The sequence below is a fragment of the Nocardia sp. NPDC057272 genome (genome assembly GCF_042668615.1).
Classification (GTDB): domain Bacteria; phylum Actinomycetota; class Actinomycetes; order Mycobacteriales; family Mycobacteriaceae; genus Nocardia.
The window spans coordinates 72,813-88,641 of the sequence record NZ_JBHUYK010000020.1 but is presented as its reverse complement, the minus strand read 5'-3'; the positions used below and the strand labels follow the sequence as shown (position 1 = coordinate 88,641).

13 protein-coding genes are annotated in these 15,829 nt (G+C 68.4%); 1 reads left to right on the top strand and 12 read right to left on the bottom strand.

Annotated features, from left to right (window positions below; all coding sequences use genetic code 11):
- Nucleotides 1-7: 7 nt before the first annotated feature.
- The 8 genes from ileS to ACFULV_RS24445 form a co-directional block, all read right to left on the bottom strand.
- Nucleotides 8-3,142 carry an isoleucine--tRNA ligase gene (gene ileS / locus ACFULV_RS24480; RefSeq protein WP_378660496.1) on the bottom strand — a complete coding sequence of 1,045 codons (3,135 nt, stop codon included), beginning with the start codon at nt 3,140-3,142 and terminating at the stop codon, nt 8-10.
- A gap of 279 nt (nt 3,143-3,421) precedes the next feature.
- Nucleotides 3,422-3,622, bottom strand: coding sequence for a hypothetical protein (locus ACFULV_RS24475; RefSeq protein ID WP_378636709.1), 201 nt, complete (start codon nt 3,620-3,622; stop codon nt 3,422-3,424).
- Between the two features lie 89 nt (nt 3,623-3,711).
- Nucleotides 3,712-4,569 carry a DivIVA domain-containing protein gene (locus ACFULV_RS24470; protein ID WP_101463560.1) on the bottom strand — a complete coding sequence of 286 codons (858 nt, stop codon included), beginning with the start codon at nt 4,567-4,569 and terminating at the stop codon, nt 3,712-3,714.
- Nucleotides 4,570-4,629: 60 nt separating this feature from the next.
- Nucleotides 4,630-4,932, bottom strand: a complete 303-nt coding sequence (locus tag ACFULV_RS24465) for a YggT family protein (protein ID WP_056816435.1) — start codon at nt 4,930-4,932, stop codon at nt 4,630-4,632.
- Nucleotides 4,933-5,021: 89 nt separating this feature from the next.
- Complete coding sequence (locus ACFULV_RS24460; protein ID WP_378636706.1) at nt 5,022-5,777, bottom strand: cell division protein SepF; 756 nt, start codon at nt 5,775-5,777, stop codon at nt 5,022-5,024.
- A gap of 107 nt (nt 5,778-5,884) precedes the next feature.
- The gene (locus tag ACFULV_RS24455; RefSeq protein WP_378660492.1) at nt 5,885-6,616 is read right to left on the bottom strand and encodes a YggS family pyridoxal phosphate-dependent enzyme; all 732 of its coding nucleotides are present in this window, start codon (nt 6,614-6,616) and stop codon (nt 5,885-5,887) included.
- Nucleotides 6,613-7,344: a peptidoglycan editing factor PgeF gene (gene pgeF, locus ACFULV_RS24450; RefSeq protein ID WP_378660489.1), complete on the bottom strand. Its 732-nt coding sequence runs from the start codon at nt 7,342-7,344 to the stop codon at nt 6,613-6,615. The genes ACFULV_RS24455 and pgeF overlap by 4 nt, the downstream gene beginning before the upstream one ends.
- Nucleotides 7,345-7,490: 146 nt before the next feature.
- Nucleotides 7,491-10,280 (bottom strand): AAA family ATPase, encoded by a 2,790-nt coding sequence (locus ACFULV_RS24445; protein WP_378660487.1) that lies wholly within the window; start codon nt 10,278-10,280, stop codon nt 7,491-7,493.
- Nucleotides 10,281-10,458: 178 nt separating this feature from the next.
- Between ACFULV_RS24445 and ACFULV_RS24440 the strand changes: the two genes are divergently transcribed.
- Nucleotides 10,459-11,004, top strand: coding sequence for a hypothetical protein (locus ACFULV_RS24440; RefSeq protein WP_378636696.1), 546 nt, complete (start codon nt 10,459-10,461; stop codon nt 11,002-11,004).
- A 69-nt stretch (nt 11,005-11,073) separates the two neighbouring features.
- Here the strand turns inward: ACFULV_RS24440 and ftsZ are convergent, their stop codons facing one another.
- From ftsZ to murG, 4 genes are all read right to left on the bottom strand, one after another.
- A complete protein-coding gene (gene ftsZ, locus ACFULV_RS24435) occupies nt 11,074-12,333 on the bottom strand; it encodes a cell division protein FtsZ (protein WP_378636693.1) in 1,260 nt (419 codons plus the stop codon).
- Nucleotides 12,334-12,493: 160 nt separating this feature from the next.
- Nucleotides 12,494-13,171: a cell division protein FtsQ/DivIB gene (locus ACFULV_RS24430; RefSeq protein WP_378660583.1), complete on the bottom strand. Its 678-nt coding sequence runs from the start codon at nt 13,169-13,171 to the stop codon at nt 12,494-12,496.
- Between the two features lie 8 nt (nt 13,172-13,179).
- A complete protein-coding gene (gene murC, locus ACFULV_RS24425) occupies nt 13,180-14,694 on the bottom strand; it encodes a UDP-N-acetylmuramate--L-alanine ligase (protein ID WP_378660484.1) in 1,515 nt (504 codons plus the stop codon).
- A complete protein-coding gene (murG, locus tag ACFULV_RS24420; RefSeq protein ID WP_378660481.1) occupies nt 14,691-15,806 on the bottom strand; it encodes an undecaprenyldiphospho-muramoylpentapeptide beta-N-acetylglucosaminyltransferase in 1,116 nt (371 codons plus the stop codon). The genes murC and murG overlap by 4 nt, the downstream gene beginning before the upstream one ends.
- Nucleotides 15,807-15,829 lie beyond the last annotated feature (23 nt).

Sequence of the window (15,829 nt, the reverse complement as noted above, 5' to 3'; positions counted from 1 at the left end):
CGAAGTACTAGACCTTCGTGACCGACACCTTCACGCCGCCCGTGATCTCGGCGGCATCGGCACCGGCATCACCGAAAGTCAGTGCGGTGGCGAGGATTTCCCCGGCGATCAGGTCGCGGTGGGTCGCGGCCCACTCGGCCCGCTCGGCGGGCACCTCCAGCACCACACTGATCCGGTCGGACACCTCCAGCCCCTGCGACTTGCGGGTTTCCTGCAGGTCGCGGATCAGGTCGCGGGCCCAGCCCTCGGCCTCCAGCTCCTCGGTGACCACCGAGTTCAGCACCACCAGGCCGGCATTGCCGGGCAGGGCGGCGGTGGACTCGGGTTCGGCGGCCACCAGACGCTGGGTGTACTCCTCGGGCAGCAGGGTGATCCCCGCGGCGGTGACGACACCGTCGGCGGACTCGCTCCACTCCCCCGCCTTCACGGCCTTGATCACCGTCTGGACCTGCTTGCCGATGCGCGGGCCCGCGGCGCGCGCGTTCACGACCAGCTCGAACCTGCCGTGCGCGGAGACGTCGGTGGTCAGGTCGACCTTCTTGACGTTGACCTCGTCGGCGATCAGCTCGGTGAACGGCGCGAGCCGCTCGGCATCGGCCGCGGCGATGGTGACCTCGGCCAGGGGCAACCGCACCCGCAGGTTCTGCGCCTTGCGCAGGCTCAGCACCGTCGAGCACACGACCCGCACCTCGTCCATGGCGGCGACGAGGTCGGGATCGTGCGGCAGCTCGGTCTCGGTCGGCCAGTCGGTGAGGTGCACCGAACGCTCGCCGGTGAGCCCCCGCCAGATCACCTCGGTGATCAGCGGCAGCAGCGGCGCGGCGAGACGGGTGACCACCTCCAGCACCGTGTGCAGGGTGTCGACCGCGTCGCGATCCTCGGACCAGAACCGCGAACGCGACCGGCGCACATACCAATTGGTGAGCGCGTCGGCGAACCCACGCAACTCGTCGGCGGCACCGGCGATGTCGTAGGTCTCCAGTGCCTCGGTGACCACGTCGCGGGTGACCGCGAGCTTGGCCAGGATGTAGCGATCGAGCACATTCGGCGAATCCGTGCGCCACACACCGGGCTTCGAGGCGTAGAGCTGCAGGAAGGTCCACGCGTTCCACAGCGGCCGCATCGCATGGCTCACGCCCTCGCGGATGCCACGCTCGGTGACGATGAGATTGCCACCGCGCAGGATGGGCGAGCTCATCAGGAACCAGCGCATGGCGTCGGAACCGTCGCGGTCGAAGACCTCGTTGACGTCGGGGTAGTTGCCCTTCGACTTCGACATCTTCAGGCCGTCCTCACCGAGCACGATGCCGTGCGCGGCCACGGTTTTGAACGACGGCGAGTCGAACAGCGCGGTCGAGAGCACGTGCAGCGTGTAGAACCAGCCGCGAGTCTGCCCGTTGTACTCGACGATGAAATCGCCGGGGAAGTGGCTGTCGAACCACTCCTTGTTCTCGAACGGGTAGTGCACCTGGGCGTAGGGCATCGAGCCCGACTCGAACCAGCAGTCGAGCACCTCGGGGACCCGGCGCATCGTCGAATTCCCGGTCGGGTCATCGGGATTGGGCCGGGTGAGGTCGTCGATGTGCGGGCGGTGCAGGTCGGTGGGGCGCACGCCGAAGTCGGCTTCGAGCTGGTCCAGCGAACCGTAGACGTCCACGCGCGGGTAGGCCGGATCGTCGGAGACCCAGACCGGGATCGGGCTGCCCCAGTAGCGATTTCGGCTGATGTTCCAGTCGCGCGCGCCTTCGAGCCACTTGCCGAACTGTCCGTCGCGGATGTGCTCGGGCACCCAGCTGATCTGCTGGTTGAGCTCCACCATCCGGTCGCGGAACTTGGTGACCGCGACGAACCAGGACGGCACGGCCATATAGATCAGCGGCTGACCGGAGCGCCAGCTGTGCGGGTACGAGTGCTCGATCGTCTCGTGCCGCAACAGCTTTCCGGCGGCCTTGAGGTCCTTGATGATCACCGGGTTGGCGTCGAAGACCATCAGGCCCTCGTACGGCGGCACCATCGAGGTGAACTTGCCCGCCGGGTCCAGTGGCTGGACGATCTCGATGCCGTTGGCCGAGGCCACGTCCATGTCCTCTTCACCGAAAGCCGGCGCGAGGTGGACGATGCCGGTGCCGGAGTCGGTGGTGACGTAGTCGGCGGTGAGCACGCGGTGCGAGTTCGGGTGGCCGACGAAGAAGTCGAACGGCGGGGCGTAGGACAGGTCGGCCAGGGCCGCACCGTCGTACTCGCCGAGCACCTCCGGCTCCTCGCCCAGTTCGCGGCTGTAGTGCGACAGACGTTCGGCGGCGAGCAGGTAGCGCTTGTCGTCGGCGCCGCGCACGTGCACATAGCGCACGTCGGGGTGCACCGCGATCGCGAGGTTGGACGGCAGGGTCCACGGCGTGGTGGTCCAGATCAGCGCGTTCGCGCCGTCCAGCGCGGCGAACGGGTGCTCGGCGGAGACGGACAGGCGCATGTCGACGGTGACCGCGGGGTCCTGGCGCATCTTGTACGCGTCGTCGAGGCGGGTCTCCTGGTTCGACAGCGGCGTCTGCTCGTACCAGCTGTAGGGCAGCACGCGGAAGCCCTGGTAGATCAGGCCCTTCTCGTGCAGTGACTTGAACGCCCACATGACCGACTCCATGAAGTCGAGGTCGAGGGTCTTGTAGTCGTTGTCGAAGTCGACCCAGCGGGCCTGCCGGGTGACGTAATCGCGCCACTCACCGGTGTAGCGCAGCACCGACGACTTACAGGCGGCGTTGAACTCGGCCAGCCCCATCTCGTCGATCTGGGCCTTGTCGGTGATGCCGAGCTGCTTCTCGGCTTCGATCTCGGCGGGCAGACCGTGGGTGTCCCAGCCGAAGCGGCGGTCGACCTTCTTGCCGCGCATGGTCTGGAAGCGCGGGATCAGGTCCTTGACGTAGCCGGTCAGCAGGTGCCCGTAGTGCGGCAGGCCGTTGGCGAACGGGGGCCCGTCGTAGAAGACGAACTCACCCTCACCGTCGCGATTGTCGATGCTGGCGCGGAAGGTGTCGTCGCGAGCCCAGTAGTCGAGCACCTGGGTTTCGAGCTCCGGGAACGTCGCGCCCGCAGCCGCGCCGAAATCGACCCGGGGGTATGCGCTACCGGTAGTTGTCTCGTCCGCCATCGCGGATCTGCTCCTCGTGCCGCCGCGCCGTGAGCGCGAGATGTGGGCACGGGGACGATGTCGGCGCCGGTGCGCCGTACCGCGGTACCACCCCGTTTGCCTGATCCACTCCCTGCGAAGGGTTCAGGCCTCTCGTTGTGTGAGCTGTGACGGGCTCACCCGTTCGGTTCTACTGAGCGCTGCGCGCCGTTCTTCCGAAAGCTCCCCGGTGATAGCCGGATCAGCGCTATGTGTAGTTCGATTCTAACCGGGCGCGTCCAGTGGATATTCCGCGCCCGTTCAGTTCCGCCGGGCGTGTCGGCCGGGTGAGGCCGGTTCGCTCTCGGGTTTTCGGGTGGCCAGCGCGCTCACGAGCAAACTCGCGGCACCGACTACGCAGATCAGAATGCATCCCCACGCCCACACCACCGAACCGGTGGCGAGCGCCGCGACGAGCAGTCCGAAGCCGATCGCCGCTAGAACAAGCGTCAAGACGAGCATGGTGACTCCCAAGCCAACCGAGCAGCCCGACGATAACTGGGCATTCCCGAATCACGCGACGCGCTGCGTCGCGCGACTCGGGAACCAGTTTACTTGCCGCCCTTGGCGAAGGAAGCCGGAGCCAGACTGTTGGCCGAACCGTTGGTTTCGCCCGCGAACTCGCCGCCGTCGACCGGCACGGCCGACCCACGGTTCTCGAGCTCTTCCAGCTGCGATTCCAGGTAGGACTTCAGGCGCACGCGGTACTCGCGCTCGAAGGTCTTCAGCTGCTCGATGCGGCTTTCCAGCACCGTGCGCTGCTGAGTGATCGTGGCCATGATCTCGGCGTGCTGACGCTCGGCGTCGGCGGTGAGCGCCTCTGCCTTGTCCTTGGCCTGCCGGATCTGGGTGTCGGAGCGGTTCTGCGCGTCGGCCAGCATCGCGTCGGACTTCTGACGCGCGTCGGCGATCATCGCTTCCGAACGGGTGCGGGCGTCGCCGACCAGTCGCTCGGAGTTTGCTCGCGCGTTCGAGAGCAGCCCCTCGGCCTCGGTCTTGGCGTCGGTGGTCAGGCGGTCGGCCATCTCCTGCGCCAGGGTGAGCACCTTCGCGGCCTGCATGTTCGCGTCCGGGCCGTTGTTCTGCGCCGGCGCCGCGACGGGCATCGGAGCGGGCGGCGCGACGGGAACCGGCTGCGGAACAGGTTCCGGCGCGGGAGGAGGTGCCTGCTGCACGGGCGCCTTCACGGCGCTGACCGGGGCAGGACCACGGTTCTTCTTGGCGTCGGCCAGCTCGGTGTCGAGTTCGGCGACCCGCTGACGCAGGTCGGCGTTCTCCTCGATCAGGCGCGAAAGCTCCTGTTCGACGAGATCCAGGAAGGCATCGACCTCGTCCTCGTTGTAGCCGCGCTTACCGATCGGCGGTTTGCTGAACGCGACGTTGTGCACATCGGCAGGAGTCAGCGGCATCGAAGGATCCCTTCACGCGTCTTTTGGAGAACTAGCAAGCGGTCTTCTCGATTCATTGTGTCACACGGAGGTCACGGGCTGACCGAGCCTACCCACGATCGACATCAGGATGAAGACGAGGAAGAGCAGGACCATTATCGAAAGATCGAGACGAATCCCCCCAAGATTCACAGGAGGTATCAACCGCCTCAGCAGTTTCACCGGGGGGTCGGTAACGGTGAAGATCACCTCGAGGACGATCACCACCACACCGGTCGGGCGCCAGTCGCGCGCGAAACTGCGAATGAACTCGACGATCACCCGACTGATGAGCAACAGCCAGAAGATGAAAAGCACGAGGTACAGAACCGCGAACAGGGCCACGGCTTCACTCTGCCGCAAAATCGGCATGGTGCAAAATGGCCGCGCCGCGCAGTGCGCGGGCGGCCATCTCGGTATCCGGTGTGCGTTCTCTATTTCTGGTTGTAGAAGCCGTTTTCGGCGATGCGGCGGCGTTCTTCCGCTGATACGTCGACATCGGCCGGTGAGAGCAGGAACACCTTCGTCGCCACCTTGTCGAACGAACCACGCAGCGCGAAAGCGAGTCCGGCCGCGAAATCGACCAGCCTTTTGGCATCGGCATTGCTCAGGTCGACCAGGTCCATGATGACCGGATTCCCTTCGCGGAACCGTTCACCGATGATCCTGGCCTCGCTGTAATCGCGCGGACGCAGCGTGGTGATCTTGGACAAGGGACCTCCGTCCTCGAAGATCCCAGGACGCCGCGCGGGGGCGGGCTCGGGGCGCAAGCGCTCCTCCAGCCTGCGCTCCTCGGCGTCGGGATCGACCGCGAGCGCACCACGAGTGGAGCCGCGCATACCGGGTGCGACACCGCCTGCCCGGAAGGACCGGCCCGACGACGGCGCCGTTTCGATCCTGGTGGGGCGACGCGGCGTCTCGTAGCGATCGTCGGCGTAGGTGTCGGCGACATAGTCGTCGCGACGCGCCTGGTAGGCCGACTTGTACGCCGGCTGCGGGAAGTCGTCGGCCTCGTCCTCGAAACGGTCGGCGCCGTAGCGGTCTTCGGCATAACGGTCGTAGCTGCGCGGACGAACGCGACCCGCGCGCTCCTCGACGCCGCGAGGGGCATGATCGTCGACGTAGTCGTCTTCGTACTCATCGAGCGGAACCATGCCGAAGTACGCCTTGAACTTATGCAGGGTACTCATCTGGTCGACCTTCCTTCGGCCCCGGTGGCGGCCGGGTGTTGAAGTTCTTGCTCAGCGCCTCTTCAGCCCAATCGTATGTGTCGAATGTGACTGGTGAGGTTTCTTTGCTACGCCGAGGTTATCGGTCGCGCGCCCATCAGGGCGGTTCCGACACGCACACACGTCGAACCGTGTTCGACCGCAATCTCCAAATCACCCGACATACCTGCAGAAAGCTCGGTGGCTTCGGCGTGTTGCGCGAGCAGCGAAGTGTGCAATGTCGCAAGATTCGCAAACGACACATCACTCGGGGCGTCAAGGGGCGGAATCGCCATCAGACCGGCCAGATGCAGCCCGGGCGCCTTCGCTACCAGGTCGGCCAGGGCGAGCAGATCGGCCGGTGCGACACCCCCGCGTCCGGGGTCGGCGTCGAGGCTCACCTGTAGCAGCACCCGCAGCGGCGCGATACGCTCGCCGGCTGCGAGCGCGTCCTGCGCAGCCCTGTCCAGGGCGTTTGCCAGACGTTCGCTGTCAACCGAGGCCACGGTGTGCGCCCATCGCGCGACCGAGCGCGCCTTGTTGCGTTGTAAACGGCCGATCATGTGCCATTCGACATCGTCGTAGCCCAGCTTCTCGACCTTCGCCGAGGCTTCCTGCTCGCGCGACTCGCCGAATTCACGGCGGCCGAGCGCGTGCAGGATGGCGACATCGGTGGCGGGGAAGAACTTGGTCACCGGGAGCAAGCGGACCGAACCCGCCGGCCGTCGCGCGGCTTCGACGGCGGCGTCTACGCGCGCGAGCAAGCCGTCGAGGCGGGCCGAGAGCTCCGCGGTGCGGTCTGTGGCGGTATCCGTCGTCATGCGGCGGGGTCCATCCAGATCACGCCGGCGATGCGGCCGGTGGGGGCGCCGCGACGGTGGCTGAACAGGGTTTTGTCCTCGATGGTGCACCGTGGGTCAACGGCGATTCCGGCGACACCGGCTTCGGTGAGCTGGCGGCGGATACCCGCGCGCAGGTCGAGGCCGGGGGTTTTCCGGACGGTGGTGGTCGCGCTGCCGGGCAGGTGCGCTTCGACGTCGGCGCGCATCGCGGCGGGGACCTCGTACTGGCGGCCCGAGGCGGCGGGGCCGAGGAAAGCGCCGATGCGGTCGACGCGGGCGCCGACCGACACCATCGCCTCCAGCACGCGCGGCACGATGCCGATCCGGGCGCCGATGCGGCCCGCGTGCACGGCGGCGATGACGCCGGCCTCGTCGTCGGAGAGCAGGATCGGCACGCAGTCGGCGGTGAGCACCACCAGCGCCAGGCCCGGCACGGTCGTGACCAGCGCGTCGGTCACCGGCACCGGTTCGGCGCGCGGTCCGTCGACGATCTCGACGGTGCGCCCGTGCACCTGCTCCATCCACACCAGCCGGTCGGGAGTGAGGCCGATGCCCTCGGCCAGCCGAATCCTGTTACGGCGCACAGCTTCCGGATCGTCACCGACGTGGTCACCCAGGTTGAACGAGTCGTAGGGCGCGGCGGAGAAGCCACCGGCGCGGGTGGTGGTCACCCGGCGAACGGTCACGGTAGGAGGTGCGGAAGTCATGTGTTCGAGCGTAGTGCGGTCACCGGGTCGGGCGGTCATCGCGCGTAGTGACGTCGGTCAAGCCCGAAACGACAGGGCGGACAGGTGCCCGACCGCACCGAACGGACCGCCGCCGTCGACCGCTACGGCGATGAACGCGCGCCCGGTCACGCGGTGGACTCCGCGATGTCGAGCTCGCCGAGTTTGCGCGCGATGCCCGCGCGGCCGGCCAGACCCAGTTTGCGCAGCACTCGGCTGAGGTGGTCTTCGACGGTGCGGGGGCTGAGGCAGAGGTGCTCGGCGATGGCCTTGTTGGTGTGGCCGTTGGCGGCCAGGTCGGCGACTTCGCGTTCGCGCCTGGTCAGCGCGGCCGGGTGGCCGACCCGCTGGGCGCCTGCGAGACGACGTTGTTCGGTGGTCACCTCGTCGAGCAGCCGGGTGGCACCGGTGGCGAGGAAGACCGCGCGTGCGGAGGCGAATCGACTGGTCGCGCGACCGAAATCACCACCTCTGCCCGCGACGACACCGGCGATCAACTCGGCCTGTGCCCGGTTCACCACCATTCCGGCACGCGCGAACGCCGCGACCGCTATCTCGGCAGCCGCTGCCGCGACGGCCAGCTCGCCCGTGGTCGCGGCGTAGTCGGCCCGCGCCAGCGCGGCCGCGCCCACCTGACTGCCGAGGTCACCGCCCGGGGTGATCTGCACGGTCGCGACGGAATGCTCGCCGAGGTGGACGGCGTGCCTGGTCGCCGCGGCGGCCGCTTCGGCACGCGTGATCAGGTCCGCGGCGGCGGTGAGGTCGCCGGTGGCTATCGCGGCGCGGGCGGCCCTGGACAGGTGCGTCGGGGTGAGCGGGCCGGGGCGGCCGTTCGGGGGTGGGGGTGCGCAGGCGGGCAGATCCAGGGTGCGGGCGACTTCGGTGAGGGTTGTCTCCACAACCTGGCGCCACCAGCGCACGGTGGGGCGCGCGAGCGCGGAAACGGTGTGCCACTGGGTGGTTACCGCCGCCGGCGGGGCCGTCAGTTGGAGAGTGCGCAGTTTCAGCGCGCCCGCGAAGGAGAGCAGGTCGGGATAGCCGAAGGTGGTCGCGGCGTCGGTGGCTTCATCGGCGGCGGCGATGGCGTCGTGGAGACGGCCGAGTTTGGCCAGCGAGTAGGCGCGGACCGTGTGGAGCTCGGCGAGAGCGTAGGTGCGGCCGAAGCGGCGGCTCACCGCGATCGCGCGGTCCAGGTGGTGCAGACCGTCGGCGTCGCGGTCGAGGAAGTACGCGCACCAGCCGAACGCGGGGGCGGCGTGGACCACTTCACGCAGGACTGTGTCGGTGAGCACGCCGAACGCTCGGCCACAGGGGTCGTAGAGCTGGGCGGCCTCGGCGATGCGCGCGTCGGCCAGGAGACCGAGACAGCGCAGGGCCGTCGCGGCGGCGCGGACGGCCGGGTCGTCGATGGCGTCGGAGTCGAACAGCGCGGTGAGGCGGGCCTGGCCCTCGGAGTCCTGGCGGTCCTGCATTTCCAGGATCGCGAGTTCCAGTTGCACCGGTCCGTCGCCCGGGCGGCGCGGCAGCGTCGCACCGTGCGCGAGCAGCGTGCGCGCCTGGTCGATGCGACCGAGCATGCGCGCGCAACGGGCCGACAGCAGCAGCGCCTCCAACTGGTGCCGACCCGTGGTCGCGGCAGCCGGTTCGAGGGTCTCCACCGCGTGTGCGGCCGCACCGGACAGCAATTGCGCCCGGCCCAGCGCCAAGGCGTCGGCGAGCGGGTCGTCGGTCGCGGGCGCGATCCGCACGGCGGCCGAAAGCCAGCGGGCGCTCGCCGCCGGGGCGTCGGCGAGCACCTGTTCGGCGGCCAGTCGCAGTTCCGCGCCCGCGATCTCGTCGGCGCCGAGGAGCGTGTGCTCGAGATGACGTGCGCGCGAGGGCATCGACGCACCGCGTGCGCGCAGTGCGAGCGCGGCCCTGCGGTGCGCCATCGCTCGCCAGCCGTGGCCGGACAGCCGGTAGGCGGCCGTGCGAATCAGCGGATGCGCGAACGTCACCGCGCCGTCGCCGATGCTGACCACTCCGCGCCGAACCAGCCCATCCACCGCCGCGACCACCGCACCCTCCGCGAGATCGGCCGTCGAGCACAACAGTTCGAGGTCAGGGGGCAGTCCGCACACCGCGACGGCCTGCGCCACGAGCCGCTCGGTATCCGGAAGCTGGGCCAGTTCGGCGCGGATCGTCCGGTCCAGCGCCGCGAAATCGTTCGACGCGGGGTCGGGTTCCTCCCCGTGCAATGCCCGGTCCAATTCGCGGTCGGGCAGATCGGCGAGCAGCGTCAGGTACAGCGGATTGCCATGGGACGCGGCGAACAATCTGGCCCGCCGACCCGGGTCCTCCCCCGGCAGCAACCCGTCGACATCGGCCTCGGTGAACGGTGGAACCCGCACGTGCACCGTCCGCACCTGCGGCGCGCGCACCGATCGGGCGATCGACGGTGGGCAACCGCCGTCGCGGAAGGAGAGCAGCAGGCGGAATCCTCGCGCGGGCCGGTTCCGGATCAGAAAGGCCAGCAGCCGCACCGATTCCAGGTCTGCCCACTGCGCGTCGTCGACAACGAGCAGGGTCTCGACCGCGCCGAGCGCACGCCGCACGTGGCGAACCAGGTCGGCATGGTCGCGTGAATCCGGCGTCACTCCCGAGTCCTTCGGTGCCGCCACGGACGCATCGCCCGCGCCCCCGCCCACCTGTTCGACGATGTCATCGGCGAGATAGTGCGGCTGCGACTGGGCGTCCTCGGCGCTGGTGACCACCAGGACCCGGCAGCGGGCCGCGCCGACGAACTCGGCGATCAAGCGGGACTTGCCGATTCCGGCCGGTCCGTCGACCAGCAGCAACCAGGGCGCGTCCGGGCCGGTGAAAGTCGTGGTCAGCGCGGCGAGTTCGGCGGTGCGGCCGACGAATGCGCGTTCGAACATGACACTCCGTACCTCACTGGCGAGATCGGCCGTGGACGGCCGGATCAGAGCATAACGGTGCCACCGCGGCGGAATTACCGTGGTTTCCCGGATGCTCGCCGGCGCCGGGTGAGGTTGGGTGATCGGGGCCTACACCGCCGAAGGGTCCGCGGTGAGGTTCTGCAGAAAGAAGGTTCGCATGACGTTCACCGGCAAGGGAATGGTTTCGCGGTTCTCGCTCGCACTGCTGGCGGTCGCGGCACTCGGTGCCGCGAGTTGCTCGGCCGTCGACAAGGTCACCGAGGTCGCCAAGGACGCGAGCAAGTCCGACACCGCCCGTTCGAAGGTCGGTGAGTGCATCAACGTGATCTCGGCGTCGGTGATCGACTCCAAGACCGAGCCGGTCCCGTGCTCGGCCGAGAACGCCGTCTACCAGGTCGTGCAGGTCCACGACAAGAAGGTCGAGTGCCACGAGGACTACACGTCCTACGAGGAGACCTTCGGCAGCGGCGGTACGGTCGCGTTCCTCTGTCTGGCCCCGAATTTCAAGGAGGGCAGCTGCTACAACGAGGGCATGATGACCGGCTACAAGTTCGTGCCGTGCACCGCGTCCGACGCCAGCTTCAAGGTCGTCACCCGCGTCGACGGTCAGGTCGACGAGCAGCTGTGCGGCGAGGACGCCGACCAGGTGCTCGTGGTCAATGATCCGAAGATCACTTACTGCCTCGGCAGCGCCAAGGGCTGATCCCCTCCCACCACGCGAAAGCGCCCGAACTCGACAGGAGTTCGGGCGCTTTTTCGTGTCTGCGAACGCTTACCGACGCATGAAGTCCGGGACGTTGATCTCGTCGTCGTCGTCGCCTTCGCGCACTTCCGGGTTGTTGACCTGGTTCATCGCGCGTTCGGTGACCCGCTGACGTTCCGACTCCCGGTACCGCTCGGTATCGCGGTAGTTCGGCGCGGCGGCCCGGCCACCGGACACCCCGGCCGTGGCGGGCTCGGTGGGACGTGACGGCGCCTCCGACGGACGTCCCTGGCCGATCTCCCCCGCGCGGCCGGAACCGATCGGGTTCGTCCCGGTCCGGCTGGTCGTGACCGCGCTGGGCTCCGAACTCCGCCGAGACGGGCCGCCACCGTCGAATCCCGCGGCGATGACGGTGACCCGCACCTCGTCGCCGAGCGAATCGTCGATGACCGTACCGAAGATGATGTTGGCCTCGATGTGGGCCGCCTCCTGCACCAGCGAGGCCGCCTCGTTGATCTCGAACAGCCCGAGGTCGGAACCGCCCGCGATCGAGAGCAGCACACCGTGCGCGCCGTCCATGGAGGCTTCGAGCAGCGGCGAGTTGATCGCCGTCTCGGCCGCCTTCACCGAACGACCCTCGCCCCGCGCCGAGCCGATGCCCATGAGTGCCGAGCCGGCACCCGACATCACGCTCTTGACGTCGGCGAAGTCGACGTTGATCAGGCCGGGGGTGGTGATCAGGTCGGTAATACCCTGAACACCGTTGAGTAGCACCTCATCCGCGGAGCGGAAGGCGTCCATCAGACTCACCGCGGCGTCGCCCAGCTGCAGCAACCGGTCGTTCGGAATGACGATGAGGGTGTCGCACGACTCGCGAAGCAGGTTGATCCCTACTTCGGCCTGGTTCCCGCGCCGTTTTCCTTCGAAGGAGAACGGCCGGGTGACGACCCCTATAGTCAGGGCGCCCAACTTGCGGGCGATGCTGGCGACGACAGGGGCGCCACCGGTACCGGTGCCACCACCCTCGCCCGCCGTGACGAAGACCATGTCGGCGCCCTTGAGCACCTCTTCGATCTCGTCCTTGTGGTCCTCTGCGGCCTTGCGGCCGACTTCCGGATCGGCTCCGGCACCGAGGCCTCGGGTGAGCTCACGACCGACATCGAGTTTGACGTCGGCATCACTCATCAGCAGGGCTTGCGCGTCGGTATTGACCGCGATGAACTCGACTCCCTTGAGTCCCTGTTCGATCATTCGGTTGACGGCGTTCACGCCGCCGCCGCCGATACCGACGACCTTGATCACTGCAAGGTAGTTGTGCGGGGGCGTCATGGGCTCTCGCCTTCCTTCGATCTTAAACCCTCAACCTCAACCATAGGGTTGGCGTTATGTCAAGTATCCGACTGCTGCGGAACGCTATTCGCAGCCACTGCGATCCCGGCGCAGGCGCGCCGAGATGAGAGCCAGAATCTTGTGCCACAAAGAATGTCGCTCACTTTACCGTGGCCAGATTCGGACTCGAAACGTCGAACACGGTCCCCTCACGGGTCAGTAGTGGCAACACGACAGCAGCTTTGCGCTCACCGTCGCCCGTGCCGCCCCACACTACCTTCCTGCCATCACGAAGGCTCAGCGAGACGTCCGAAATCGACCGTGCGACAACCTCGCCCACCTGCACCGACAAGGCGGGTGGCAGGGTGACCAGCACATCCACCGCAGCCCTGGCCGCCGCCAGCCCGGTGAACGAGCCCTCGGTGAGCAGTTTCGGCACCCCGATGGGTGGTTCGGGCTCGATCGCGAATTCGACGCTCTCGGCGTCGACCAGATGGGCGCCGTCCGGAGCGTCGAAGTACACCACCGGTGTTCGCTCCACGACGGTGACCAGCACTGTCGAGGGGAATTTACGCTGCACCCGGACCGAACGTACCTTCGGGATCGCAGCGACGCGCTGGGCGATCGCGGTGGTATCGATCCGTAACATCGAACGCCCGTCCGGAATTTCGAGCCGACCACGCACGTCGGCCTCCGGTACCGCCGTCAGCCCGTCGATGCGTACCGTGCGCACCGACAACGCCGGGGTGAACCAGGCCAGCACCACCAGCAAACTCACCACGACCACCCCGACCACCGTCCAGAGACGGTAGCCGTGCCACCCGCGCGCGGCGGGCATCGGCAATCTCACCGGCCGCCCTGCTGCGGCCTGGCCCGCAGGCCGTCGAGGATCTGGCTGCCGAGCATCGTCACATCGCCCGCGCCCATGGTGATCACGACGTCACCGTCGCCCGCGAGCGCGGCAACCTGCTTGCCGACCTTGGACATATCCGGCTGGTAGTGCACGGGTGTGGTCACCGACTGGGCGACCAGCGCGCCGTTGACGCCGGGCAGCGGGTCTTCCCTCGCGCCGTAGACGTCGAGGACGACCACCTCGTCGGCCAGGCTCAACGCGGTGCCGAACTCCGTGGCGAAAGTGGCGGTGCGGCTGTACAGATGCGGCTGGAACACCACGATCACCCGGCCGCGCTGCGGGCGAGCGCCGTCCCGCGCTTCCTGGGCGACCAGTTGCGCGGCGGCTTCCAGCACCGCACGGACCTCGGTGGGGTGGTGGGCGTAATCGTCGAAGACGCGCACCCCGTTCTCCCGGCCGGTGAACTGGAACCGGCGGTGCACGCCGCCGAATCCCTCCAGACCCTGCACGATCTCGTCGATGTCGGCGCCGGTGGCACGGGCGGCGAGCAGCGCGGCCAGCGCGTTGAGGGCCATGTGCCTGCCGGGCACCGACAGGCGCAACGACCGCGGGATCGTCTCGCCGTCGAGCTGGAACTCCACGATGCCGCCGACATCGCGAGGCTGCCAGTCGAGCAGCCGCGCGCCGACGGGCACGGGCGCGTCATCGAGATCGCCCGATCCGTAACCGAGGACCTCGATCCCGCGTTCGGCCATGCGCGGTGCGACGCGCTGGGCCAAGGCGAGCGAACCGGGATCGTCGAGACACACCACCAGCAGGCCGCCGGGGGCGAGCCGGTCGGCGAAGTCGTCGAAGACCTGGATGTAGGCCTCGTCGGTGCCGAAGTAGTCCAGATGGTCGGATTCGATATTGGTGACCACCGCGACGTCCGGGTCGTATTGCAGCAGTGAGCCGTCGGACTCGTCGGCTTCGGCGACGAAGATGTCACCGCTGCCGTGGTGGGCGTTGGTGCCCGCCTCGTTGAGCTCTCCACCGACCGCGAACGACGGGTCGGCACCGCAGTGCTGCAGCGTGACGATGAGCATCGAGGTAGTCGAGGTCTTGCCGTGGGTGCCCGAGACCAGCAGGGTCCTGTGCCCGCGCATCAGCGCGGCGAGCACGGTCGGGCGCATCAGCACGGGGATGTCGCGCCGATTCGCTTCGACCAGTTCGGGATTGGTCTTCGGAATGGCGGCGTAGGTGGTGACCACGACCGTCGGGCCGCCGGGCAGCAGGTCGAGCGCGTCGGCGGCGTGCCCGATGCGCACCTCGGCGCCACGGGCCCGCAGCGACAGCACGCCACGGCTCTCGCGGGCATCGGAGCCGGAGACCTTGCCCCCGCGCGAGAGCAGGATGCGCGCGATACCGGACATGCCCGCACCGCCGATGCCGACCATGTGCACGCGTTCGAGTTCGGGTGGCAGTGCCGCGCCCGCGGACTCCCCGATCTGCTGGTCCGGCTCGCTCATCGGGCGACCTCGGTGACGATCCTGGCCACCGTGTCGGCAGCGTCGCGATGGCCTGCGCCTGCGGCGGCGCGGCTCATCTGCGCGAGTCGAGCGGGGTCGAGCAGCAGCGGAATCACCTCATCGATCACGTATTTCGGGGTCAGCTCGGCGTCGGCCACAATTGTGCCACCACCGTGCGCGACCACTGGTCGGGCGTTGAATTCCTGTTCACCGTTGCCGTGCGGCAGCGGTACGTAGAAGGCGGGCAGGCCGACCGCCGACACCTCGGCCACGGTCATCGCACCGGATCGGCACACCACCGCGTCGGCGGCGGCGTAGGCCAGGTCCATCCGCGACAGGTAGGGCACCGCCACATAGGGGGCGGGCGCGTCGGCGGTGCTCACCTCGACGCTGTTCTTGGGGCCGTGCGCGTGCAGCACCGAGACGCCCGCGGCCGCGAGTTGCGGTGCGGCGCCGGAGACTGCCTCGTTGAGGCTGCGCGCACCCTGCGAACCACCGAACACCAGCAGCACCGGCCCCTCGGCGGGCAGGCCGAAGTGCGCGCGAGCTTCCGCGCGCAAGGCCGCCCGGTCGAGTTCGGTGATGGACGCACGCACCGGAATGCCGACGACCTGCGCGCCCGCCAGTCCGGAATCCGGAACGGCGGCGAGCACTTTCGCCGCGAGTTTCGCGCCGACCTTGTTGGCGATACCGGCCTTCGCGTTGGCCTCGTGCACGATCACCGGCACCTTGCGCTTGCGACCGAACAGCCCGCCGCGCGCGGCGAGATACGCGGGCAGCGCGACGTAGCCGCCGAACCCGATGATCACGTCGGCCTGCACGTCGTCGATCACCGCCCTGGTCGCCTTGACCGAGGCGAGCACCCGGCCGGGCAGCCGCAGCAGGTCGGCGGAGGGCTTGCGCGGCAACGGCACCGGCGGGATCAGCTCCAGGGGGTACCCACGTTCGGGCACCAGTTTCGTCTCGAGTCCACGCTCGGTACCCAAGGCGGTCACCCGGATCGAGTCGTCGAGTCTGCGCAGCGCGTCGGCGACAGCCAGCGCGGGTTCGATGTGGCCTGCGGTTCCTCCGCCTGCGACGATCACCGACAACCCGGATCGCGGGTTACTCACCTGGATCTACCTCGTTCTCTCTG